At 53.8% G+C, this 21,290-nt stretch carries 20 protein-coding genes and 1 pseudogene; 6 read left to right on the top strand and 15 right to left on the bottom strand.

All coding sequences use genetic code 11. From position 1 onward, the window contains the following. Positions 1-284: 284 nt before the first annotated feature. From CV945_RS13560 to CV945_RS13600, 8 genes are all read right to left on the bottom strand, one after another. The gene (locus tag CV945_RS13560) at positions 285-2,087 is read right to left on the bottom strand and encodes an ABC transporter ATP-binding protein (RefSeq protein ID WP_100659963.1); all 1,803 of its coding nucleotides are present in this window, start codon (positions 2,085-2,087) and stop codon (positions 285-287) included. Next, a complete protein-coding gene (locus CV945_RS13565) occupies positions 2,071-3,807 on the bottom strand; it encodes an ABC transporter ATP-binding protein (protein ID WP_100659964.1) in 1,737 nt (578 codons plus the stop codon). The genes CV945_RS13560 and CV945_RS13565 overlap by 17 nt, the downstream gene beginning before the upstream one ends. Before the next feature lie 433 nt (positions 3,808-4,240). Next, on the bottom strand, positions 4,241-4,666 hold the full coding sequence (locus CV945_RS13575) for an STAS domain-containing protein (protein WP_011231124.1): 426 nt from the start codon (positions 4,664-4,666) through the stop codon (positions 4,241-4,243). 93 nt (positions 4,667-4,759) lie between these two features. Beyond that, positions 4,760-5,182 carry an ATP-binding protein gene (locus CV945_RS13580; RefSeq protein ID WP_198518517.1) on the bottom strand — a complete coding sequence of 141 codons (423 nt, stop codon included), beginning with the start codon at positions 5,180-5,182 and terminating at the stop codon, positions 4,760-4,762. Between the two features lie 15 nt (positions 5,183-5,197). Beyond that, complete coding sequence (locus CV945_RS13585; RefSeq protein WP_100659967.1) at positions 5,198-6,643, bottom strand: SpoIIE family protein phosphatase; 1,446 nt, start codon at positions 6,641-6,643, stop codon at positions 5,198-5,200. Between the two features lie 228 nt (positions 6,644-6,871). After that, complete coding sequence (locus tag CV945_RS13590) at positions 6,872-7,975, bottom strand: GerAB/ArcD/ProY family transporter (protein WP_100659977.1); 1,104 nt, start codon at positions 7,973-7,975, stop codon at positions 6,872-6,874. A gap of 49 nt (positions 7,976-8,024) precedes the next feature. Then, on the bottom strand, positions 8,025-9,230 hold the full coding sequence (locus tag CV945_RS13595; protein WP_100659968.1) for a Ger(x)C family spore germination protein: 1,206 nt from the start codon (positions 9,228-9,230) through the stop codon (positions 8,025-8,027). Then, positions 9,227-10,846: a spore germination protein gene (locus CV945_RS13600; protein ID WP_100659969.1), complete on the bottom strand. Its 1,620-nt coding sequence runs from the start codon at positions 10,844-10,846 to the stop codon at positions 9,227-9,229. The genes CV945_RS13595 and CV945_RS13600 overlap by 4 nt, the downstream gene beginning before the upstream one ends. A gap of 129 nt (positions 10,847-10,975) precedes the next feature. On the opposite strand from CV945_RS13600, the gene CV945_RS17120 reads away from it, so the two are divergent. Continuing rightward, the gene (locus CV945_RS17120) at positions 10,976-11,203 is read left to right on the top strand and encodes a YczF family membrane protein (RefSeq protein ID WP_157807538.1); all 228 of its coding nucleotides are present in this window, start codon (positions 10,976-10,978) and stop codon (positions 11,201-11,203) included. A 48-nt stretch (positions 11,204-11,251) separates the two neighbouring features. Here CV945_RS17120 and CV945_RS13610 read toward each other — a convergent pair whose 3' ends face one another. The 4 genes from CV945_RS13610 to CV945_RS13625 form a co-directional block, all read right to left on the bottom strand. Further along, on the bottom strand, positions 11,252-12,958 hold the full coding sequence (locus CV945_RS13610; protein ID WP_100659971.1) for an ABC transporter permease: 1,707 nt from the start codon (positions 12,956-12,958) through the stop codon (positions 11,252-11,254). Then, positions 12,933-13,832 carry an ABC transporter ATP-binding protein gene (locus CV945_RS13615; protein WP_100659972.1) on the bottom strand — a complete coding sequence of 300 codons (900 nt, stop codon included), beginning with the start codon at positions 13,830-13,832 and terminating at the stop codon, positions 12,933-12,935. Before CV945_RS13615 ends, CV945_RS13610 begins: the two co-directional genes overlap by 26 nt. Continuing rightward, the gene (locus CV945_RS13620; RefSeq protein WP_100659973.1) at positions 13,798-14,205 is read right to left on the bottom strand and encodes a GntR family transcriptional regulator; all 408 of its coding nucleotides are present in this window, start codon (positions 14,203-14,205) and stop codon (positions 13,798-13,800) included. Before CV945_RS13620 ends, CV945_RS13615 begins: the two co-directional genes overlap by 35 nt. Before the next feature lie 121 nt (positions 14,206-14,326). Next, positions 14,327-14,605, bottom strand: coding sequence for a YetF domain-containing protein (locus CV945_RS13625; RefSeq protein ID WP_020754843.1), 279 nt, complete (start codon positions 14,603-14,605; stop codon positions 14,327-14,329). Between the two features lie 169 nt (positions 14,606-14,774). Here CV945_RS13625 and CV945_RS13630 point away from each other — a divergent pair, with 169 nt between their 5' ends. The 5 genes and pseudogenes from CV945_RS13630 to CV945_RS13650 all read left to right on the top strand — a co-directional run bounded on the left by CV945_RS13630 (position 14,775) and on the right by CV945_RS13650 (position 20,245). Further along, positions 14,775-15,869 carry a GerAB/ArcD/ProY family transporter gene (locus CV945_RS13630; protein ID WP_198518518.1) on the top strand — a complete coding sequence of 365 codons (1,095 nt, stop codon included), beginning with the start codon at positions 14,775-14,777 and terminating at the stop codon, positions 15,867-15,869. Next, positions 15,866-17,401: a spore germination protein gene (locus CV945_RS13635; protein ID WP_100659975.1), complete on the top strand. Its 1,536-nt coding sequence runs from the start codon at positions 15,866-15,868 to the stop codon at positions 17,399-17,401. The genes CV945_RS13630 and CV945_RS13635 overlap by 4 nt, the downstream gene beginning before the upstream one ends. Beyond that, entirely contained in the window at positions 17,398-18,546 is a 1,149-nt protein-coding gene (locus CV945_RS13640) for a Ger(x)C family spore germination protein (protein WP_095859328.1), read from the top strand. Before CV945_RS13635 ends, CV945_RS13640 begins: the two co-directional genes overlap by 4 nt. A gap of 121 nt (positions 18,547-18,667) precedes the next feature. Further along, positions 18,668-18,804 (top strand): annotated as a pseudogene (locus tag CV945_RS17605) (MFS transporter); the annotation flags it as partial. 148 nt (positions 18,805-18,952) lie between these two features. Then, complete coding sequence (locus CV945_RS13650; protein ID WP_100659976.1) at positions 18,953-20,245, top strand: sensor histidine kinase; 1,293 nt, start codon at positions 18,953-18,955, stop codon at positions 20,243-20,245. Between the two features lie 56 nt (positions 20,246-20,301). Here CV945_RS13650 and CV945_RS13655 read toward each other — a convergent pair whose 3' ends face one another. The 3 genes from CV945_RS13655 to CV945_RS13665 form a co-directional block, all read right to left on the bottom strand. Beyond that, positions 20,302-20,508 carry a DUF6501 family protein gene (locus tag CV945_RS13655; RefSeq protein WP_014195730.1) on the bottom strand — a complete coding sequence of 69 codons (207 nt, stop codon included), beginning with the start codon at positions 20,506-20,508 and terminating at the stop codon, positions 20,302-20,304. Positions 20,509-20,654: 146 nt separating this feature from the next. Beyond that, the gene (locus CV945_RS13660; protein ID WP_050488636.1) at positions 20,655-20,882 is read right to left on the bottom strand and encodes an NETI motif-containing protein; all 228 of its coding nucleotides are present in this window, start codon (positions 20,880-20,882) and stop codon (positions 20,655-20,657) included. 64 nt (positions 20,883-20,946) lie between these two features. Further along, entirely contained in the window at positions 20,947-21,096 is a 150-nt protein-coding gene (locus CV945_RS13665) for a DUF2639 domain-containing protein (RefSeq protein WP_079936670.1), read from the bottom strand. Positions 21,097-21,290 lie beyond the last annotated feature (194 nt).

Below are 21,290 nucleotides of genomic sequence, written 5' to 3' on the forward strand. Positions count from 1 at the left end.
ATTGGTGCTATGAACCTTCAACGAAAAGGAATAGAGTACATCGTTGAAGGAACGACACAGGCATGACCTGCGTCGTTGGGCAGCTGTCAACCTGCCCCTGATGCAACCCCAAGTCAAGGAAGGAGGACGAAGTCCGCTCGCACTTCTGGGGAGTTGCAAGCCCCCACTTCAAGCGTTAGCGAAGTGGGGGTAGTTGACCCACTCTTCCTTTCCTGAGCACTCGAGTTCGCATGGAGGAGACACGCATTCATCTGAAGTCCTCCGCAAACGTGAACACCATACAGTTATGCCTGTTGCACATTGCGCAACCAATAGCGCTGATACAATTGGAAGTAAAATCCTTTTGCTTCCAACAGCTCTTCATGCGTTCCTTGTTCGATCACGTTGCCTTCGTTGAGCACAACGATGCGGTCGGCATGTTGAATCGTGTTCAACCGATGGGCGATGACAAAACATGTCCGCCCGTTCATGAGCCGGGCGAGCGCTTCTTGAATGCGCACTTCGGTCACTGTATCGATGTTGCTCGTCGCTTCGTCCAAAATCAAAATGGCCGGGTCGGCGATCATCGCCCGGGCGATCGCCAACAGCTGCCGCTGCCCTTGGCTGATCCCGCCTCCTCCCGAGGTCAAAACGGTGTCATAGCCGTTCGGCAGCTTCATAATAAACGAGTGGGCGTTCGCCTGGCGCGCCGCCTCCTCGACTTCTTCATCGGTCGCCTCAAGCCGGCCGTAGCGAATGTTGTCGCGGATCGTTCCGGCGAACAAAAACGCATCTTGAAGCACAAACGCCATGTGGCGGCGCAAACTTGCTCGCTTGATCGTCCGGCTGTCGCGTCCATCGATCAAAATGACGCCTTCGTCCGGATCGTAAAAGCGGGGCAACAGCTGCAATACGGTCGTTTTGCCGGCTCCAGTTGGACCGACAAGCGCGACCGTCTCCCCGGGTGAGACGGAAAACGTGACATCACGAAGCGCCGGACGCTGTTTGTCGTAAGAAAAGACGACTTGACGAAACTCAATGCGTCCATCAAGCCGGTCCAAGACCACCGCTTCCCGCTCGTCTTCCTCTTCCTCCGGCAAATCCAAAATTTCCAACACCCGCTCGGCGCCGGCCAACGCCGACAGCAGTGTGTTCCATTGATTGGCCAGGTCATTAAGCGGTCTGGTAAACTGGCGGGCGTATTCGACAAACACGACGATCGTCCCGACCGATATCGTCCCTTTCGCCGCCAGCCATCCGCCGACAACGGCAATCAAGCCGAAGCTCAAGTTGTTTAAAAAGTTCATCAGCTTCGGAATAAAGCCGGAATACGTTTGCGCCCAAAAACCGGCTTGTTTCAGCTCGGCATTTTTGCGCGCCAATTCCTCCTCCATCCGCTCTTCTTGGGAAAACAGCTTCACCACTTTCTGTCCGGAAATGACCTCTTCGATAAAGCCGTTCATCTCTCCGAGCGCCCGTTGCTGCTCACGGAAACGCACCCGCGTCCGGTTGGTGATCCAGCGCATGCCCACATACATGAGCGGCACGACAACAAGCGTTACGATTGTCAACACAACGCTTTGTGAAAGCATAACCACCATAGCGCCCATCAACGTCAACGTGCTCGAGACGACCTGGACAACCGTGCTGTTAAATGTCTGGCTCATATTGTCGATGTCGTTTGTAATCCGGCTCATGAGTTCGCCTTGCTGGCGTCGGTCAAAAAACGAAATCGGCAGCTCATGAAAATGATGAAACAACCGCTCGCGAATGCTGCGCACCGTCCGCTGGCCGACATCGATCATCCAATAGTTTTGCCAAAACGTCGCCGCCCCAAGGGCCAAATAAATGGCCAGAAGCAAAATGAGCGTTGCGAAAAATCCATCCGTTTTTCGTTCCACAATGTACGAATCAACCGCCCGGCCAACGACATACGGCCCAGCAAGCGCCAACGCCGAGCTGGCCATCACCATAGCCACGGCCGCAAACAGCTTTCGCTTTTGCGGAGCGATAAAGGCCCATAGCCGACGCAACGTGCCAACGCTGTTTTTCGCCCGCTGCGGACTTGCGCCAACACGCGCTCCGTGCGGACTATGCCGTAGTGACATCCACCGATCCCTTCTTTCCTTCCTGCGTGGCGACGATGCGTCGATACAGGTCGCTCGTCGCCAGCAGTTGTTCATGGCTTCCTTGTGCGATCAGGCGGCCGTCTTCCAAAAGCAAAATCGTATCCGCCGCCATCGCGGTGCTCACCTTTTGCGTCACCATCACCGTCGTGCATGCATACTTCCGCAACGCTGCGAGCAGCTTTGCTTCCGTCTCTGCATCGAGCGCGCTTGTGCTGTCATCCAAAAGCAAAACGCGCGGTTGCCCCACCAAGGCGCGGGCGATCGACAGCCGCTGCTTTTGCCCGCCTGATAAATTGACACCCTTTTGACCGATCCGTGCGTCGTATCCATCCGGAAACCGAGTGATGGTTTCATGAATTTGTGCATCGCGAGCCGCTTGCACAAGTTCTTCCATCGACGCAGTGATGTTGCCAAAGCGGAGATTGTCCGCGACCGTCCCTGAAAACAGCAGCACTTCCTGCGGGACAAAGCGCACCGCCGTCCGCAGCTGTTCGGCGGAAAACTCGCGCACATCGACGCCATCAATCAACACGCGCCCGCCGCTTGGTTCGTACAACCGGGGAATCAGCTGAAGAAGCGTCGATTTGCCGGCCCCTGTCGCTCCTAAAATGGCGGCTGTCTCATGCGGACGGATGACGAACGACACGTCCGAAAGCGCCTCGCGCGGACTCGACGGATAACGGAACGAAACGTGCTCAAACCGGATTTCCCCGCGCTGAACGGCCGGACCGCCGCCCGCATCCGCCCCGTGTCGCTCGCCCGGGGCTTCAAGAAGTTCAGCGAGGCGGGCGGCCGAGGCGCGCGCCCGTGAAAACGCCATCGTAATAAATGTAAACATCGACAACGCAGCCGTCGCCCGCGTCGCGTAGTTGACGATGGCGACGACTTGCCCAGCGCTCGCCGTCCCGTCCTCGATATAGTGGCGGCCAAAAAGGAGAACGGCGACAATGGCGGTGTTCATCACGATCAGCAACACCGGCGTGATCGTCTCCACGAGGCGAAGCACACTCATTGTCCGCTCCATCAGCGCATCGTTCGCCGCCGCAAATCGCTCCTCTTCGTATTCTTTTCTCATCCACGCTTTAATGAGTCGCATGCCGGCCAAATTTTCACGCATTACGCCGTTGACACGGTCAAGCGCTCGTTGGACGGCGGAAAAGGACGCCGCCGCCTTTTGTACAACCCACAATAAAAAAACAGCGGACAGAGGAACAGCCACCGCCAAAACGAGCGCCAAGCGCGCATGAACGACAAACGCCATCGCGACGCCGAAGACGACGAGAAGCGGCGCACGCAAGGCGATGCGCAAACTCATAAACAACATGTTTTGCACTTGGGTCACATCGTTCGTCATCCGGGTGACGAGCGAGGCCGGCGACAACTGCTCGATGCGCGCAAGCGAAAACGATTGAATTTTGGCAAACAGCGCCGTCCGCAGCGCAAATCCGTACTCCTGACCGACGTAGGCTGCGGCAAATGAGTTGGCGATGCCTGAGGCAAACGCCAACAGCGACGCCCCGAGCATCACTGCTCCCCACGTGAAAATGGCCGCAACATCCTGTTTCATGACACCATCGTCGATGATTTTCCCCATCAACAGCGGCTGCCAAAGCTCGATGATGAGCTCCGTCAACATAAACAACCAAGCCAACGCCATCCACTTCCCATATGGCCGCAAATAGATCAGCACCCGCCCCATGTCTGCGCCACTCTCCTCTCCATTCCGATCGCGGGGCCCAGCCGCCGTTCATCGTTGTGTATCATTTTATTCTAAACCCGAAATATTTATTTGACAATGAGAATGCATTTGCAGAAGCGGAGATGCTCCCGGCCAAGAGGAACAAAACCCCCGAACGAATGTCTCATCGCTCGGGGGCCATCGGCGGCAATAGGGGAACAACTGGTCTGTTCAATCGTTTCGATCGAGATGCCCGACTGGCGGGTGACTGAACAACACCGCTTCCAGACCCATGCATGGGTCTGGGAAGCAGGTGGTTATTCCGTCTTCCGTCACACCTTGGCGCGACGAAGGCAAGCCTGTGGCTTGCCTTCAGCAGTCGGAAAAATAGACGACACGCTTTTGGGCCAGCGAAATGTGAAATCTTCCAGTTGATTCGGCATGAGAGCCATGTCTATGACGAACGCTGACGCCATGCCGAATAAAGCGCCTCCTGGCTAATATGGTCGAAAGAGCTTGGCGGTGCAAGGGACAACAGCTGTTGTTCATCGCCAACGATCGGCAACAGCCGGTCGAGCTTGGCCATCAGCAAAATCTTTTCGATAGCGGCGTTATCCCGGACGACGATGGCCATGACGCGGCTTTCGCTGACGATTTGCTTAAAAAAGCGGACAAGGAGCGCTAATCCAGTACTGTCCAAAAATCGAAGGCCGCTCACGTCGACAACGACAAGGCGGCGCTTGACAGCAGCCACCGCCGTCGCCAGCTTTTGTTCCGCCGCGAGCTGCGTATCATAGGCGAGCCGTCCAGTTAGCTTGATGCATTCGTATGCGCGTTCTACAACCATTTCCAATTCAAACGACAACCGATGCTGTTTCATTGTATCCCCCTATCGTTGACCAGCCATGCCTTGCCCTCGGCCACCACCCGCATTCGTTCCGATCACATGGGTGCATCATGGCACCAAAGCCAGTTATGTTGCATTCCGACTCATTTTCATGACAAGCATCCGACGGCCGCCCTTTTGCTCAACCCACGTAACGTCATCCATAATTTCACGGATGAGCAAGAGCCCCCGCCCCGATTCGGCGAGCAATACATCAGAGAGCGTCATTTGATCAAGCTGCTCGATCACTTCCGCTGGAACGCCGCCGCCCTCGTCCTCAACCGCCACGGCCACATCAGCGCTTGTGACAAAAAAGGAGAGCGAAATCGTCCCCGCCTCCATCCCCGCCCGTTGAACCGCTTTGACGGCATTGACGACCGCTTCATGCACCGCCAACACAAACAATTCCGCATCACGGACCGCAAACAACGAAGCAGCCTGCTCCGCAAGGAGATGGCAAACCAAAACCGCTTCCTCGTCCGCCCGGCAGCGCACGATCCATTCACACACTACCAAGCGCCCCTCCTATCCATGAACCGTGATGGACAATAAGCAAATGTCGTCCGAAGGGCTGACGAGCGGCGGACCTTGGCTGATTAAACGCTCGAGGAAGCGTTTATCCGGCAAATGGCGGTACATTTGCGTGCATGAGCGAATTTTTTCAATGCTTTGCAAAATCGACGGATCGATCTCCTCTAAAATGCCGTCTGTATACAAAAGGAGGCGGGCCCGCTTGTCGTAATGAATCACCCCTTTTTCAAACGGCAAGGAAAACGGGCTGCCGATCGCCAAACCGCCTTTGTCCAACTCATGGACGCTTCCGTCGTCCAAAACGAGCAGCCCAGCCGGATGGCCGGCGTTCGTATATTCAATTTTCCGCTCTTTCGTGTCAATCACTAAATAAATCATGGAAAATAGGTGGCGGATGTCGTTGTCCTCATCAGGAAACAACGTTTGCACATGTTTTTCCAGCTCGCTCGCCACCGAGACCGGGTCAATGACGCGCACGATCAACCCGCGCAAAAGCGAGCGGAGCAGCATGCTCACCAAGGCCGACGAAATGCCGTGGCCCATCACATCGATGACGATTACCCCGTAGCGGTATAAATCGATTTGATAGCACGCGTAAATATCGCCTGACAAATCATCGGATGGAATATAGACGGCATCCATCGTCACCGCCTCGTTTTGAATGAGCGGCGTCAACAAGTTGTGCTGAATTTTTTTCGCCAGCTCGACTTGGCGCCGCCGCTCCGCCTCTTTTTGCTTTTGCTTCGTCTCGTCTTCGACAAGGACGATATATCCGTCCCCCTGAAGCACGGGAATGACCGTATAGGCGACATTTGCGGACGTGCCGTCCCGGCGCTGCACCATCCCTTCGCCGCATCGCTGCTCTTGGGGAGGAAACGGAAGCCATGTTTGGCTGCCGCAGCGAAAAAGCGACCATATCGGGCGGCCGACCGCCTCTTCTTTTCGGCGCCCAAACAGCCGCTCTGCACTAAGCCCCCAATCTTGCACGGTTCCGTCCGCCGCCACCGGAACAACAGCGAACGGGGCGGAATCGTAAATGACCTCAAGCAACTCAGACGGCGTCGGTCGATCAGCCGGAGGCATAGCGGTTTGTTCAACAAAATGCCAAACGAGCCATTCTCCCTCGCTGCCTGACAACCGATAGACGTTCATCCAGCTCATGTATGCTTTCCCACTTTTCGCCACATGGCGCGCTTCTCCTTGCCAACATCCGTCCTTTTTTACCGCCTCGGCGATGCCGTCCAACAACGCGGCCGACCATTCGGCTGAAAACAGAACGCCGACCGGCCGCCCGACTAATTCGTTTTTGGCAAATCCGAGCCATCTTGGCGTCGGTTCGCTGACCGCAACAATCAAAAGTTGACGGTCGGTCATCACCATGCCGCTGCCCAACTGTTCCGCGTCTAGCTGATCGATCGCCTGTACATTCGCCTTCACCATCGTTCAACCCTTTTTCGTTATAATCAAAATCAATAGCCTTCAGCTGACACCGGCTTCCCGAAACAAAAACGCGCATCGGCGCCGGGTTGTTTCCACCCCGCCTTCGGGTTGCATGTTCAGCACCACTTTTCGCCCCATTGTTCCTCGTAGGAACAGGTTATTGTTGTATTCGTGTTTTTTTGCGGTTTTTCCTGCTTGCTGCCGCATAAATCTTCTAGTCCGTTTTTCTTATTTTGCCGATGATCCAAACCGCCGGCGAATCGCCGCAATCACAAGCAAGAGCACCGGAATGATGATTTGCAGCGGGATGTGCAAGTACCACGTGACGATTTTCAATCCTTCATGGATGTGTTCAACATAGTTGCTGGCAATGGCAACCGACAGCAGCAACACAAGCATCCCAAGCGGATAAACGATTCGTTGATGTCTTGAAATGCCGAATAAATGAGCCGCCCCGACGACTCCGGCATAAAAAAAGATCGAGATTTTAAAAAACCCGCCGATAATGAGCGCGATCATAAAAAAAACATCAAGCCGCTCGAAAAAATGGGCGACTTGCACGCGGCGGATCGTATCAAGCAGCGGAAACGACGAGCGAGACGCAACATCCGGGCCGAGAACAGCCATATTGATCGCGGCAATGACCGCCAAGTTCAACCCGGTCAACACCATGCCAGCGATGGCGGCCCGGTTCACTTTCGCGGGGTTGTTCGTATACGGAAACAACATCGTAAACACGATCATCTCACCAAACGGAACGTACAACGTTTCCGTGAACACCGTTTTCCACACTCGGTTCCACCCTTCCTCCAGCACCGGCTGCAGCTGAGACAGATCGACGATCCCGGAAACCAATACGAGCACAAACCCCGACAGCGCCAACACATAAAGCAGGGTCAAAAACAGTTCGCCGGTGCGCGCCAGCACTTCCAATCCTTTATAGGCGCCGTACATGACAACCAGTGCCATAATGGCGTTTAAGACAAACAACGGCGTTTCCGGGTAGGCAAACGTCAACAACAACTCGCCGAAGTCGCGCAACACGCGAGCGGCAATATACAAAAAATACGTTACATAGATCATCCCTAACAATTTTCCAAGCGGTGCGCCAACAATGTGCTGCATATAACCGATCAGCGGCTGATCGGGATAGCAGCGGAACAAGCGCCCATAAACGGAGAATACAAGCAGTCCGAGCGCCAGTCCAAGCAAAATGGCGATCCACACGTCCTGTTTGGCGCTCACGGCGAGCGGGATAACGATGGCGCTGCCGTGCTCGAACAAGACAATTAAAACGAACAGCTGGCGTGCATTGATTTTGATCGGTTCCAACCAAACCTCACCGCCTTTGCTTCCTTCCACTTCGTTCACGTCCGACTCACTATTTCTCCATGTACGGTTTGTTCCGCAAGCCGGTGCGGCGGATATAAATGTCCGCGGTCACCGTGACGTCAAGCTCCGGAAAGTACCGGTCGTGCCACTCGTTTTGGATTTTCTTCCACAAACGCGGGGAGGCGCGGTGAACAGCGTCGCCGAATCCCAAAACATCGGTCCGCGCGCGCTGAGCTGTTTCAATCGCCTGTTTCACTTCTTTTTTTATGTCACGTTCAATTTCTTTTTCCAATTGAAACAACACCTTGGCATCATCCAAATGAATCGGCACGAGCGCCTCGCTTACGTCCCCTTCCGCCTTGATGTGAACGGAAACGGCTGGTCGGCCGCGTTTGACCGTCGCTTCAACGTCCGTTTTCGCTCGCACCGTCCGGTAGCCGATCACTTCTTGTTTTCCATTCCAAGGAATCGTCACATTTGTTTGCTTGATGCGATCGAGCACCCAGACGACGCCGCGCGCCGTTGGTCCGTTCACCCATTTGACGAGGCGTCCGTTTTTAAACAGCGCCAAGCCGTCCAAACTGACGCGGGCGTCCGGAACAGACGATTGAACGTTTGTTTGCCGTTTGCCGCGCGCCGGATTTCCTTCAATCCTTATGCCGGTGATGACCGGATTGCGTCCGGGAGAAGCGAGATCGCGGATCACTTGCCAAACGTCGACATTCATCGTCTGGCCCCACACCATTTCCGAAAACTCGAGCGTTTTGATAATTTGATTGGCGGAAATTTTATCGACTGGCGTCAACACCGTTAATACCTCTTTAGCCGAATGACCATGGGCGATGACAAGGTGAGCTGTCATCCGAAATTGGCTGTTGCGTTCCAGAGCGTCAAACACTCCGTCAAGCCCTTCGCGCGCCACCTCTTCGCCGATCACCACCAAGTTTGTATGCGCGTAATAGAGAAGGCGTGACATCTTTTCCGACGCTTTTCGACTCGCCTCAACCAACGTGTCTCCTGTCGATGTGTAAATCGACACTGGTACACCGGCCGCTCCGCCTCCACGCTGCGTCGCGCCGGCGACGTTGCCAGGGTTGACGACTTGAAACGAAGCCAAATACTTGCCGTCTTTCGTTTTATCCAGACCGACGGCAATAATAAACGCTAAATCGGTCAATTCTTTTTTGCTCCAACACCCAGCCAGCATCCCAGTGCAGACGACAAGAAGAACAAAGATGGCGATTCCCCGCTTCATGATTCATCTCCTTTCTCTTGGCGCGACGGCGCCGGCGGTTCCGGTTTTTGATCGCCCGACTGGCGGACGATGTTTTTCTGATTGATGAGACGCGGCCGCTCGCGGAACATCCATGTAGGTACACGAAACAGCGTATCGCCCATGTTAGTCGGAATGAACGGGGCAAGCGGCGACATGTACGGCACACCGAACGAACGCAAGCTACACAAATGAATCATCATCGCCAAAATCCCCATCATAATGCCATAAAAACCGAACATGGCGGCCAAAAACATCAACCCAAAGAGGATGAGCCGCGCCGAGATGGCGATCGCAAACGACGGCGTCGCAAAGCTCGTGATGGCAGTAATCGACACGACAATGACCATCGCCGACGACACAAGTCCTGCCTCCACCACCGCCTGGCCGATGACCAAAGCGCCGACGATCGACACGGCTTGACCGACGGCGCGCGGCAGGCGGACGCCGGCTTCGCGCAAAATTTCAAACGTCACTTCCATGACGAGCGCTTCGACGAATCCCGGAAACGGCACCTCCTCGCGCTGGGCAGCAATGGCGATCACGAGCTGGGTCGGGATCATTTCTTGATGAAACGTCGTCGACGCAATATAAATGGCTGGGGCGACAAGAGAAATAAAGAAAATCAACACGCGCAAAAAGCGAAGAGCGGTGGCGATATCAAATCGAGCATAATAATCTTCTACTGCTTGAAAAAATTGGATGAATACCGCCGGCGCCAATAAAACAAACGGCGTTCCTTCGACGAACACGGCCACCCGCCCTTCAAGCAAATTGGCGGCGACAATATCCGGCCGTTCTGTATGATAGGTTGTCGGGAAAGTAGTAAACGTCTGGTCTTCGATCAGCTGCTCGATATAACCAGACTCAAGCACGCTGTCAATGTCAATGCGGCGCAGGCGCTCCCTAACTTCCTTCACAATTCCCTCATTGACAATTCCCTTAATGTACATGATCGCAACGTCCGTCTGCGTCACCGTGCCGATTTGCATCGTCTCGAGCCAAAGATTGGGATTTCTAATGCGGCGGCGGATCATGGCAGTATTTGTGCGCAGCGATTCCGTAAACCCCTCGCGCGGCCCGCGGACGGCGATTTGCGTCTGCGGCTCCTCGACTGCGCGATATTGGCCGCCTTTGGTGCTGGCGCTGACAGCGGACGGCACCCCGTCCAACAAGATGATGGTCTCTCCGGAAAACAGCTCCAAAAACAGGTGTTCCCAATCGATGACATGCTTCACACCGCCGACCGCGGCGAGGTTTTTCTCGATCCATTGAAACCGCTCTTTTTCCTCAAGCGCCAGCGGAAACGACGCTTGAAGCAGCGGCGTCAGCACAAACTCGTACACGTTTTTCTCATCAACAAGCCCGTCGACAAAAATGATAGCCGCCTTGGTTTGCCATTCCTGGCCCAACACAAAACGGCGGATGACAACATCATTGCTCTCTCCGGTCTTTTGGCGAATGATGTCAATATTGACGGCCAGTTCAGCAGAAAGCGGCTCTTGCGGGACATCCGACGCCTCGCCGCTATGGTCCGGTCCTTCTTGCTTGACGTCCATTCGCTTTTTCTGCCGGCTCATCCCCCATTGAAACAGCATGCCCCTCTCCTCCTCGCTCCGCATCATTTTATCATCCATTATAGACAAGCGGCCAAAAACGTATACGACAGCGCATCGTTTCCTTCTCGCCAGCAAACACTAACCTCAAAAAGCGGCAGGTGTCTGGCGTTGAAAATCATTTTTGTCTCTCTCACCTTTCTCTTGCTTCTGATCACTACCGCCGTCGGAATGGACAGGCTGATGGGACTGACGTTATACCAATCGCTCCATAACGTCATCAATCCGTTTCGCGTCATGGAGACGCCTGAGCTGTTCATCTTATTTCTGTTCCTTCTTTTGTGGGTGATCGATTTGTTGACCGTATGGCTTTGGCGGCGAAAAAAGATGGCGCCATAACAGTCGAAACGGGCAGAGGACTTTGCCCTGCCCGTTCAGTTAGACACTCTATTCATTTTTTACTTTCTCCCACACCCCCCGCTGTTGGAGCCATTGGCGCACATGGATGCTGTTTTCATCCAGCGTCAAGCTGAACGAATCGCCGTCGCTTTGCAGCAATTCAATATCCCCCTGCCATATGCTCCCCCCGCCGATGATGTCCTCCACCGGCTCATTCCACAAATCTTGTTTGAGCGCTTGGACAAACGACTCGATCTCCTTCGGATCGGCCAGCACGACCACCGGACGCCCCGTTTCGACATTGCGGATCGTCACTTGGCGGATCGGAGAATAGCTCGGGCGAAGGAGCAAATAATATTGCCGCTTATATTCTTTTGAGCCCATGATGCGCTGAAAATACGGCATGTACGGTTCAATCGGCACTTCGTAGCGGCGGAGGAGACGCGTGCCGTCTTTGAGCACATACCCGATCACAATCGGCCGGACGTTGCCAAAACGTGACGGGAGCGGCTGATCGTGCACAAGCTGCGCATGAAGCGCCCTGACAGCTTTGATGTTGTCCTTCGTGCGCAAAAACTGATCGAATGCTTCAAACTCTCTTTCCATCAAGTTAGGATTTTGCCAATTCATCACCGACTGGCCGAAATAGACTTTCTCAATATCGGACAAATTCGGAACGTGTCTCACATATCCAACCGGATCAAGGCGCACAGTCAAAAATAAGACCGACATCACAGCGGCAAAGGCGATATACCCTTTCCATTTATGAAAAACACGCCATGTTTTCATCACGACCATTTGCGCAACGGCATACCCGATAAGCGAAAACGCAACATACCCAAAGATGATCCATCCCCACTGCCGTTGGACTTGTCCAAAGTAGAACCCGCCGGTCAAGCACATGCAAAGCGCCACTCCATACACAAACAGCGGGCGAAGCACTGAAAAGGCGAGCGCCTGTCCGGCCGCTTCCGTCGGCCGCCGCTCGTACAACCAAATGGACACCCCGAAAAACAGAAGCGACAACAGCAGCAACATCCCGATTTCTCCCGCACTCATCGCTTGATCCGTCAGCATCGCATAACGAATCGGCAGCGCCCAATCCATCAGATTTCCCGATAAATAGTACCCATCGGGGAATCCATACAACCATAACGGCAAATTGCTAAACAGCAGCACCATGATGCCTGTCGGAAAAAAGAGAGCAATATTCGTTAACACAATATGAACGATCGATTGGCCGACGAGCACGCCGACCATGACACCTAGCGCAAAAATCACCGTCTCTATGACAAGCGTCTCGCCAAGCCATCGTCCCACATCCCCCGCTCCAATCGGCCACGGGAGATCAAGTCCGTACAGACATCCGATCGCAACCAAGGCGGTCAACACGAGCGGAACCGCCAAAAAGAGCCATCCAATAAGCATCTGCCCGGCAAGCAGTTCGGTGCGGCGGATGGGCAAGCTATGGATGAAATCAGCCGACCGTTTCTCATGCATATAGCGAACCACGCCGGCCGCCGCCAAAATCGGAACGAGCCAAGCGCACAGCGCTTCCATTCCATTGGCTATATCATACACACTGTACCATTGCGGAATATTGCCGACCTTTGGGTCATATTGAGAATACGCGAGCGCCATCGGCAGCACAATCGCCGCCAGCCATAGCAACCAGTGAATGATGGCAATCCAGCCGATTTGACGAAGATTTTGCCCCCACATGGCGCGGTTAGCCGACCACTGTTTCACGGACATGAGCATCGCCCCCCATTTCATACATAAAAATTTCTTCAAGCGACAGCGGCAGCACATCAAGGATGAGAGGATGAAATGCGCGGACCGTCTCCTCTATGCGCCGCTTTTCCCCGCGGACAATAAGAAGAACGATGCTGCCGCGCTCCTCGCGATGCACGATGTCAAGCCGTTCGGCCAACTCGCTCGGAAACCCGCCGCGAAAGGCGGCTTGCAGCTTATGCATCCCGGCGCGCAGCTCGTTTAAATCACGCTCCATCCGTACGGTCCCTTGCGCCATCAATCCGACGATGTCGCATAAATCTTCGAGCTCGCGCAAATTGTGCGACGAAATGACGACCGTCATCTCCCGTTCGGCCACTTCTTCTATGAGCAGCTGCTTCACATGACGGCGGACGAATGCATCGAGCCCATCAAGCGGCTCATCCATAATAAGCACGTCCGGCCGGACGGAAAAAGCAAGCCAAAACGCCGCCTGGCGCTGCATGCCTTTGGAAAACTGCTGAATCTTTTTGTTTGGATCAAGCGCAAAGACGGACTGCAATTCCAGAAACCGTCCGCGGCTGAACGAAGGGTACAGTTGCTCGTAAAAATCCGCCATTTGCCGAATTGTCGCGTGCGGAAAAAAGTAGACAAAGTCTGGCAAAAATAAAATTCGCTGCTTCACTTGAACGTTTTCCCACAACTCCTCGCCATCAATTGTAATCGTCCCGCGGTCTTGGCGGAGAATGCCGGCCATCATCTTGAGCAGCGTCGTTTTTCCGGCGCCGTTCGGGCCGAGCAGCCCGTAAATCGCTCCTTTTGGCACCATCATGTTCGCGCCCTTGACGGCCGCAAACCGATCAAACGTTTTCGTCACGTCCACAAGTTGAATCACGATTCTCCCCCTCTTTCTCTCCTTCTCGAACCCATTGCCATAACTGCTCATTCGTCACCCCTAAAAACCGTGCTTCCTTGACAAGGCGGACAAGCTGCTCACGGACCGCGGCGACCGCCTCGATGTTTGGTTCTTTTGAACGCGGGGCGACGAAACTGCCTTTCCCTGGAATCGAATAAATCCAGCCTTCGCGCTCCAGTTCGCGGTACGCTTTTTGAATCGTATTTGGGTTGATCATCAGCTGTTTCGCCATCGTCCTGACCGATGGCAGCTGATCGTGCGGCTGCCATAGTTCGCGAACGATCATTTCTTTCATTTTTTCCATCAGCTGCTCATAAATCGGTTGCCGGCTTCGTAAATCGAGCTCAAACATCCTCCCCTCCTCCTCTCGTTGTTACAACCGTACTATAACCAATAGTACACATAAAACGGAAGAAAGGCAAGAATTTTTTCCAAAATAAAGAAAGAATCCATTCCCGGATTCTTTCTTCATCTCATTCCGGCGCCGTTTGCCGCCGTGTTGACCGTTGCCGCTCGGCGGGCTGATACGTCTGAACAAACAGCCCATCTCCTTCGAGCCACTCGGCGATCAACACGTCTTTTGGCGAGGCAATTCCTTGTTTTTGCAGTTTGGCGGCCAGCCATTGCTCCGTTTTCCCAAGCTCCGCTAATTCGTCTGCCAACAGCTGGCCATCGCGGATCAGCGTCACCGGGACATACACCGGGTGGGGCGGCAGCTGGAAATCTTCACGCCGATCGTCAAATGAAGCCATTTCATGCTGCGCCCCCCTTGCATGCCGTTGATGTTCGCCCTTTCTTCCCTGTATTGTGCCCCCTGCCGCCTGAGAAGTTTCGCTGTTGGGTTGCCGTTTGCGCGGATAAATTCCCCTGGACTGGAAACACTATCGTTCTAGAGATTGCATGGAAAGAAAGGGATCCATGATGAACGGACAGCCGCTTAGCGCCCTGCAATTGTTATTCATGGTCATGCTGTCGGTCGGGCTGATGAATCATGTCATCATCATCCCCTTTATGCTTGAGGCCGCCCACCGCGATGCGTGGATCGCCGCCTTGGGAGCGTTGGGAGGTTTGCTCCTCTGGCTGCCGCTGCTTTATTTCACCATCCGACAACTGAACGGCGAGCGGCTGTTTGACTGGCTCAAGGCCCGATTTTCGAGCGCGGCTGCTTATGCGATGGCCGGTGTCAGCAGCGCATTCTTGCTTCTTCATAGTTTTGTCACGTTAAACGATACGGTCACGTTTACCACCACCTCTTATTTGATGGCGACGCCGAGATGGGCGCTGATTTTGGTCATCGTGGCCGTTTGTTTTTATAACTCGTACCAAGGCATCGACTCGATTGCCAATACTTCCATGATCATTTGCCCGTTCGTGATTGTGTTTGGCTTTTTCGTGATGCTCTCGACCACACCGCATAAAGATTATTCACTGCTCAAACCAATGCTTGAGCACGGCATGGAGCCTGTATGGCGCGCCATGATGTACGCGGGGGCCGGATATGCGGAAGTGATTGTTCTTTTGTTTCTTTCTCATCGCCTGCCTCGCCCGTTTTCATGGAAGGCGCTTGCCGCGATTGCCTTCTTCACCGCCGGGCTGAGCATCGGGCCGACGATTGGCGCCATCACCGAGTTTGGCCCCGAGCAGGCGACGCGCCTTCGCTATCCGGCATTTGAGCAATGGCGGATGGTCAGTTTAGGGACGTACATTGAACATGTCGACTTTATGTCGATCTACCAGTGGATATCAGGCGCCTTTATCCGCATCTCCTTGTCGATGGCGCTCATTGTAGAGCTGTTCCCGATCCGCCATCCGCAAACCCGCCGTTGGGTGCTCATTGTCCTTTACTTGGCGATCACATTGGCGGCGCTGGCGCCGGTCAGCGATGAACAGTTTTTGTATTTTGTCAAACATGGGGTGCTGCCGGCATCGCTGCTGTTTAGTCTTGCGCTGTCCGTTGTGTTAAGTGGTTTCGCTTTGTTGGCATACCGAAAAAAGAAAAGAGGGGTGGCAGGATGAAACGACCCATGCGCGCCGCCGAAGGCAAGCGGTTGAAAGACGATTACACAGGGCTCGAGACCGTCATCATCTCCGAAGAGGCGTTGCGCACGATGTACGCCAAATGCCCGGATGTCATCATGACGGAAGCCGCGATTCCATCCTCTTTGCCTGACGGCTCGGCGGCTGTGGTGCACTTGCTGTTTATTTATTGTGAAGAACTGTGCGATACGCAAATGCTGCAAAAGGCCATTTATCCGATGTTCCGCGAGCTGTGCGAACACCATCCATGCTTTTCGGCCGCCGACATCGAGGCCCGCAAACCGGCGGCGCTTGAGTATATGGGAAAAGAAGTGCGGATCGATGATCTCAACTTCAAGCTGTTTAGCGGTGATTTGCTCATTTATTTTCACGAAGCCGATGTCTTGTACACGATGCCGCTCGCCAGCCCGCCAAACCGCGATCCGGAAGAGCCGAACACGGAAGTATCGATCCGTGGACCCAAAGATGGATTTATTGAAGAAATCAGCAAAAACGTGGCGCTCATCCGCAAGCGGCTGCGCTCGCACCGGCTCGTCTATGAACCGTTTGTCATCGGCACGCGCAGCCAGACAAAAGTCGGGCTCCTTTATGTCGATGATATTGCCAACACGACCATCATCGATGAGGTGAGAAGCCGTCTGCTCAGTTTGTACATCGACTCGGTGACAAGCACCAATCAAATTGAGGAGTGGTTGTCTGACACCCGGTTTTCTTTGTTCCCGATGTTCGGTTATACCGGGCGGCCCGATTTTGCCGTCAATTCGCTCCTCAACGGCCGTTTTATCATCTTGGTCGACGGGGCGCCGACCGCCTTGATCGGCCCGGGCAATTTAACGTTTTTGCTGAACACGTCGGAAGATAACAACACGTTTTTCTTGTTTGTCGTATTTCAGCGCCTGCTTCGGCTCGTCGGCACTTCGGTCGCCATTTATTTGCCGGGCGCCTGGGTCGCCTTGACGTCGTTCCATCCGGATCAGCTGCCGTTCACCTTATTGGCGACGCTCATTTTGTCGCGCCAAGGAGTGCCGCTTCCAGTGCCGCTGGAGATGTTTGTGATGATGATTTTGTTTGAGGTGTTTAAGGAAGCCGGGATGCGTCTGCCAATCGCCATCGGGCAGACGCTGTCCGTCGTCGGCGGCTTAATCATCGGCCAGGCGGCGATCAACGCCGGGCTTGCCCCCCCGGCCACACTCGTCATCGCCGCCATTTCCGTCATCTCGACATTCACGCTCGTCAACCAAAACATGGCCGGCAGCGTCACCTTGCTGCGGTTTATCGTCCTGACGGCTTCCACCGTTCTTGGCCTGTTTGGCTTCATTCTGTCGCTGTTTTTCATCTTGACTTATGCAGTCAACTTACGCACCTGCGGCATTCCGTACTTGACGCCGCTGGCGCCGCCGTCCAAAGATATCAGGAAAGTGTTTATCCCGAGCACATGGAAGCAGTTCCGCACGCGCGACCGCATTGTCCGTCCAAATGATCTCATTGCAAAAGAGAGGGAACGAAAATGAGGAAGCGAGTCATTCCCATCATCGCCTCTATCATGCTGCTTGGCGGTTGCTGGGACACACGCAACATCGATCACGTTGTCTACATTCATTCAATCGGGATCGACTACAAAGATGGCCAAGTAATCGCCTACGTGCAATTGATCGATTTCACCGCCCTTGCCAAAGTCGAAGCGGGGGGCGGCAGAGAAAAAGCGGCGATTTCCGTCGGCAAAGCCGCTGGCGAAACGTTTAATATCGCGACCGACAAAATCTACCCTTCCATTCAACAAAGGGTGTCATGGGGCCATGTAAAAAGCATTGTCTTTACGAAACGGGCCTTGCAAAAAGACATCGTAGCCGATGTGATCGACGTGCTGAACCGTTACAATGAAATTCGCCATACGGCGTGGGTGTACGCGACCGATGAGCCGATTTCCGACTTATTTCAAGCAACACCGTTGCTCAATGCTTCCTCATATTATTCACTGTTGTCCAATCCTGAGGAAATCTTCCAGCAAAGTTCGTTTATCCGCCCGATCCGTCTCAGCCGATTGATTACTGCGATGGATGAAAAAGCTGATGTAGCTAGACTCCCTTATTTAACAATTGAAGACAATCGTTGGGTGGAAAATAAGAAGCCAAAACAAATGTTGGCTATATCCGGCATTTGTTTTCTTCACGATTACCGCCTGCAAGGATGCGAGGGCCGTTCCGATTTGCAAGGGCTTCGTTGGTTGGAGCAGGACGTTCGGCGCACCCCGATTTATGTCAAGCAAAAAGAGAAAACCGTTGCCTCCCTAATCGTCCATAATCCAACAACGAAGTGGTCGGTCGACGTGAAGAACGGAAAGTATGCTTTTACTGTAAACGTCAAGGCGCAAGGAAATCTCCTCGAACTGCGTGAACCGCTCTCACGAAAACAACTGACCAAACTGGCGGAACAAACGGTGAAACAAGAAATCCACCGCTTATATAAACTTGGGAAAGAGCAACAGATCGATATATTGAATCTAGCGGAGCAACTGTATCGCCAGCGTCCGGATCTCTGGAAAAAACATCAGATCAACGGCCTCATCCCACTCCATAACAACACGCTATTCGTAAACGTCGAGCTCGTCATCAGTGCATCTGGAAAAGAAAAGCTGAATTACCGCGCTGGCGATTGAAAAGACAAAAATGAAGCGCCCTCTTGCCTGCGCTCACGCTGGGAAATGGGGCTTTCTCTGGTGGCAAGGATCAAGTATAATTTAGCCATATTAAGATCTATGGTTGGAACGGGGGAGAACGATGGGGGTTCATACGGAACGAACAAGCGCCGTCAGCATGACCGTCTACCCGATTTTGTTCGCATCAGCCTCGGCCACTTTTTGAACGATGCGATGCAGGCGGTCATCCCGGCGCTCTTTCCGATTTTGCGCTCGACGGCGGCTTCGTTTACGCTCGCTGCCGCTCCTTGGCGCCTTGGCGGTTTGGCTGCTGAAAGACCGGACATAGCCAATGCATATTTTTCTTTCAATCTCTTTCCGCTATAATGAAAGGTGATGATGTCTATTCAGTTAGGAGATTTTTCGTATGGCCGGTTTATACATTAACCAGCACGTCTTGAACAACTTATTTTATATTTTGGTCACGATCTTTGCCTTTTCCTTTATTTATGACCATAGTCGAGCGATCCGGCAGCGCCCGCTCTATGGCCGGGCGCTGCTTGGGGTTTGTTTGGCGTTGGCGGCCGTGTTGTGCATGAAATTTCCGATTTACATGGATCCGCTGTGCGTCCATGATTTCCGGCAAATTCCGTTTTTGCTTGGAACATTGTATGGCGGCGGCGCGGTCGGGGCGGTGCTGTTTGTTTTCTTGATGGGTGCGCGCACCATATTGTACGGTTTTCAGCCACTTACAGTGGTCGTCTATGCCATTATGTTCGCGGCAGCGGCCGCCGCCGCCCCGCTGTTTCGGAAACTGCCCCGGTCCGGCAAGCTGCTGACTGCGCTGTGGCTGACGTTTTTGCTCGCGGTGCTGACGACATTTGTCGCCGTGATGATTGCTGATTTTCCGGTAACGAGGCCGTATATCGCGTATTTCATTATAATGCCGCCGTTCGTCATGATGTTCGCTGTCTATTTGATGGAGACGCTTCATGAGGCGCAGCTCGCTCGAGCGGAGCTGATGAAGATGGAAAAAATGGAGATCGTCAGCCAAATGGCAGCGAGCATTTCCCATGAAATCCGCAACCCGCTCACCGTCGTCAAAGGATTCATCCAGCTGCTGCAAACGGGTCGGCTGCCGCGCGAAACCGAAGAGCGGTACATTCGCATCGCCTTAGAGGAACTCGAGCGGGCGGAAGCCATCATCCGCGACTATTTGACGTTTGCCAAACCGGCGCCAAAAGAGACCGAGCCGATTGATGTCGCCACCCAGCTTCAGAAAGTGCTGCAAATGATTACGCCAATGGCGCATATGCATTCGATCCATGTATCCTCTTCCCTCGAACATGGTGTCGTTATCGGAAACGTACAATATTTCCAACAGTGTTTTCTCAACTTGTTGAAAAACAGCATTGAGGCGATGCCGAACGGCGGCACGCTCCATGTTGCGGCCGAGAACCGGGGGGCATCAGTCGTCATCACCATTTCCGACAACGGCGTTGGCATGACGAAAGAACAAGTGCGCCGCTTCGGCGAGCCATACTTCAGCACAAAAGAAAAAGGCACTGGGCTTGGTGCGATGGTCGCCGTCAAAATCATCGAACAAATGGGAGGAACGTGGACGATCGAAAGCGCCGTACAAAAAGGGACGACGTTGACGATCACGCTGCCGGCAAGCCGGTTGCGGCCGCCGACGGCGGAACAAAGCGCCGCCGGCTGATCGAAAAAACGGATGCCCTGTTTCGGACATCCGTTTTTTCTTGGTGATTGGCGCGATCACTTGACTTCCTCAAAATAATCTTTGTAAAACCCGCCGACTTTTCCGCTGTTGTCAATGACAAAATAAAACTCGTCGGTTTCGTTTTTTACTTCATATACTTTGCCCGGCGTCAATACATTGCTGACCATGTATTTTTCCGCGTTCGTGTGAACGCACTTTACTTTTTTGATCGTCGGCCGGGTCGCCCATGTGTGATGAATCATGGCGTCATCTCCTTCTCTTTATATTTTTCCCCTTCTTTATTGTAGCGACCCGGGCAACCGGCTGCAACGTCCCATTCGCCATTTGCCGCTATGGCCGACGCCTCAAATCGTTGGCGGCGGCGGGCAACCGTGCTAACGACCTGTTGCTACGGCTCATCGCGCACCCCCTCAAATTCGATGATGCGCCCGCACGGCTCAACCATCGTTTCGCCGTTCGTTTCCACTTCGCGGAAAATCGGCTGCTCGATGCGGCGGATGGGGCGGTAGCCTTCCTGTTTCATTCGCGCTAAACAGGCGGCGATCGTTTCCCCTTCCGCTACCGTAAACCGTTTTTTCTTCATCGCTTCCGGCGCGTCCCCACTCTTGTCAACCATCAGGCGCGCCTCCCTCCTTTCCCCTTTAGGTTGTCCAAAAAAGAAGCCGGATTTTTCATCCGGCCTAGCGCGTTTTCTGCACATATTTTCGGTACAGCCCGTACAGCTCCGCCGCCTTGTACGTTTCAATTTTTTTCCGTCCAACCGGATGACGGGCGATGCCCGCCTTTTTCAACTCAGCCACAAGCCATCCTTTCGAGCCGAAATGCGCCATGGCGCTCCCCCCCCTCTTTTGTCATCCGCTTGTCTTTATGATGTATATGTGTGCAAAAAGGGAGCAAGAACATTGTTGTCCATATGGCGTGAACTACCCCATACCCGTCAAGTTTAGCGGTATAAAATTTTTAAGACGATACTCGTGTTCATCCCCGCAGTGAATGATGGGGATCACATCCATTATTGGGCATA

Origin of the sequence: Geobacillus sp. Manikaran-105, assembly GCF_002809955.1 — a bacterium.
Lineage (GTDB): Bacteria > Bacillota > Bacilli > Bacillales > Anoxybacillaceae > Geobacillus > Geobacillus thermophilus.

What these genes read in the sequence shown, in the direction of transcription:
- CV945_RS13560 (WP_100659963.1), bottom strand. Translation starts at nt 2,087, where the DNA reads ATGTCACTACGGCATAGTCCGCACGGAGCGCGTGTTGGCGCAAGTCCG.
- CV945_RS13565 (WP_100659964.1), bottom strand. Translation starts at nt 3,807, where the DNA reads ATGGGGCGGGTGCTGATCTATTTGCGGCCATATGGGAAGTGGATGGCG.
- CV945_RS13575 (WP_011231124.1), bottom strand. Translation starts at nt 4,666, where the DNA reads ATGAAACAGCATCGGTTGTCGTTTGAATTGGAAATGGTTGTAGAACGC.
- CV945_RS13585 (WP_100659967.1), bottom strand. Translation starts at nt 6,643, where the DNA reads ATGGTGAAGGCGAATGTACAGGCGATCGATCAGCTAGACGCGGAACAG.
- CV945_RS13595 (WP_100659968.1), bottom strand. Translation starts at nt 9,230, where the DNA reads ATGAAGCGGGGAATCGCCATCTTTGTTCTTCTTGTCGTCTGCACTGGG.
- CV945_RS13600 (WP_100659969.1), bottom strand. Translation starts at nt 10,846, where the DNA reads ATGCTGTTTCAATGGGGGATGAGCCGGCAGAAAAAGCGAATGGACGTC.
- CV945_RS13610 (WP_100659971.1), bottom strand. Translation starts at nt 12,958, where the DNA reads ATGTCCGTGAAACAGTGGTCGGCTAACCGCGCCATGTGGGGGCAAAAT.
- CV945_RS13620 (WP_100659973.1), bottom strand. Translation starts at nt 14,205, where the DNA reads ATGTTTGAGCTCGATTTACGAAGCCGGCAACCGATTTATGAGCAGCTG.
- CV945_RS13625 (WP_020754843.1), bottom strand. Translation starts at nt 14,605, where the DNA reads ATGGCTTCATTTGACGATCGGCGTGAAGATTTCCAGCTGCCGCCCCAC.
- CV945_RS13630 (WP_198518518.1), top strand. Translation starts at nt 14,775, where the DNA reads ATGAACGGACAGCCGCTTAGCGCCCTGCAATTGTTATTCATGGTCATG.
- CV945_RS13635 (WP_100659975.1), top strand. Translation starts at nt 15,866, where the DNA reads ATGAAACGACCCATGCGCGCCGCCGAAGGCAAGCGGTTGAAAGACGAT.
- CV945_RS13640 (WP_095859328.1), top strand. Translation starts at nt 17,398, where the DNA reads ATGAGGAAGCGAGTCATTCCCATCATCGCCTCTATCATGCTGCTTGGC.
- CV945_RS13650 (WP_100659976.1), top strand. Translation starts at nt 18,953, where the DNA reads ATGGCCGGTTTATACATTAACCAGCACGTCTTGAACAACTTATTTTAT.
- CV945_RS13655 (WP_014195730.1), bottom strand. Translation starts at nt 20,508, where the DNA reads ATGATTCATCACACATGGGCGACCCGGCCGACGATCAAAAAAGTAAAG.
- CV945_RS13660 (WP_050488636.1), bottom strand. Translation starts at nt 20,882, where the DNA reads ATGGTTGACAAGAGTGGGGACGCGCCGGAAGCGATGAAGAAAAAACGG.
- CV945_RS13665 (WP_079936670.1), bottom strand. Translation starts at nt 21,096, where the DNA reads ATGGCGCATTTCGGCTCGAAAGGATGGCTTGTGGCTGAGTTGAAAAAG.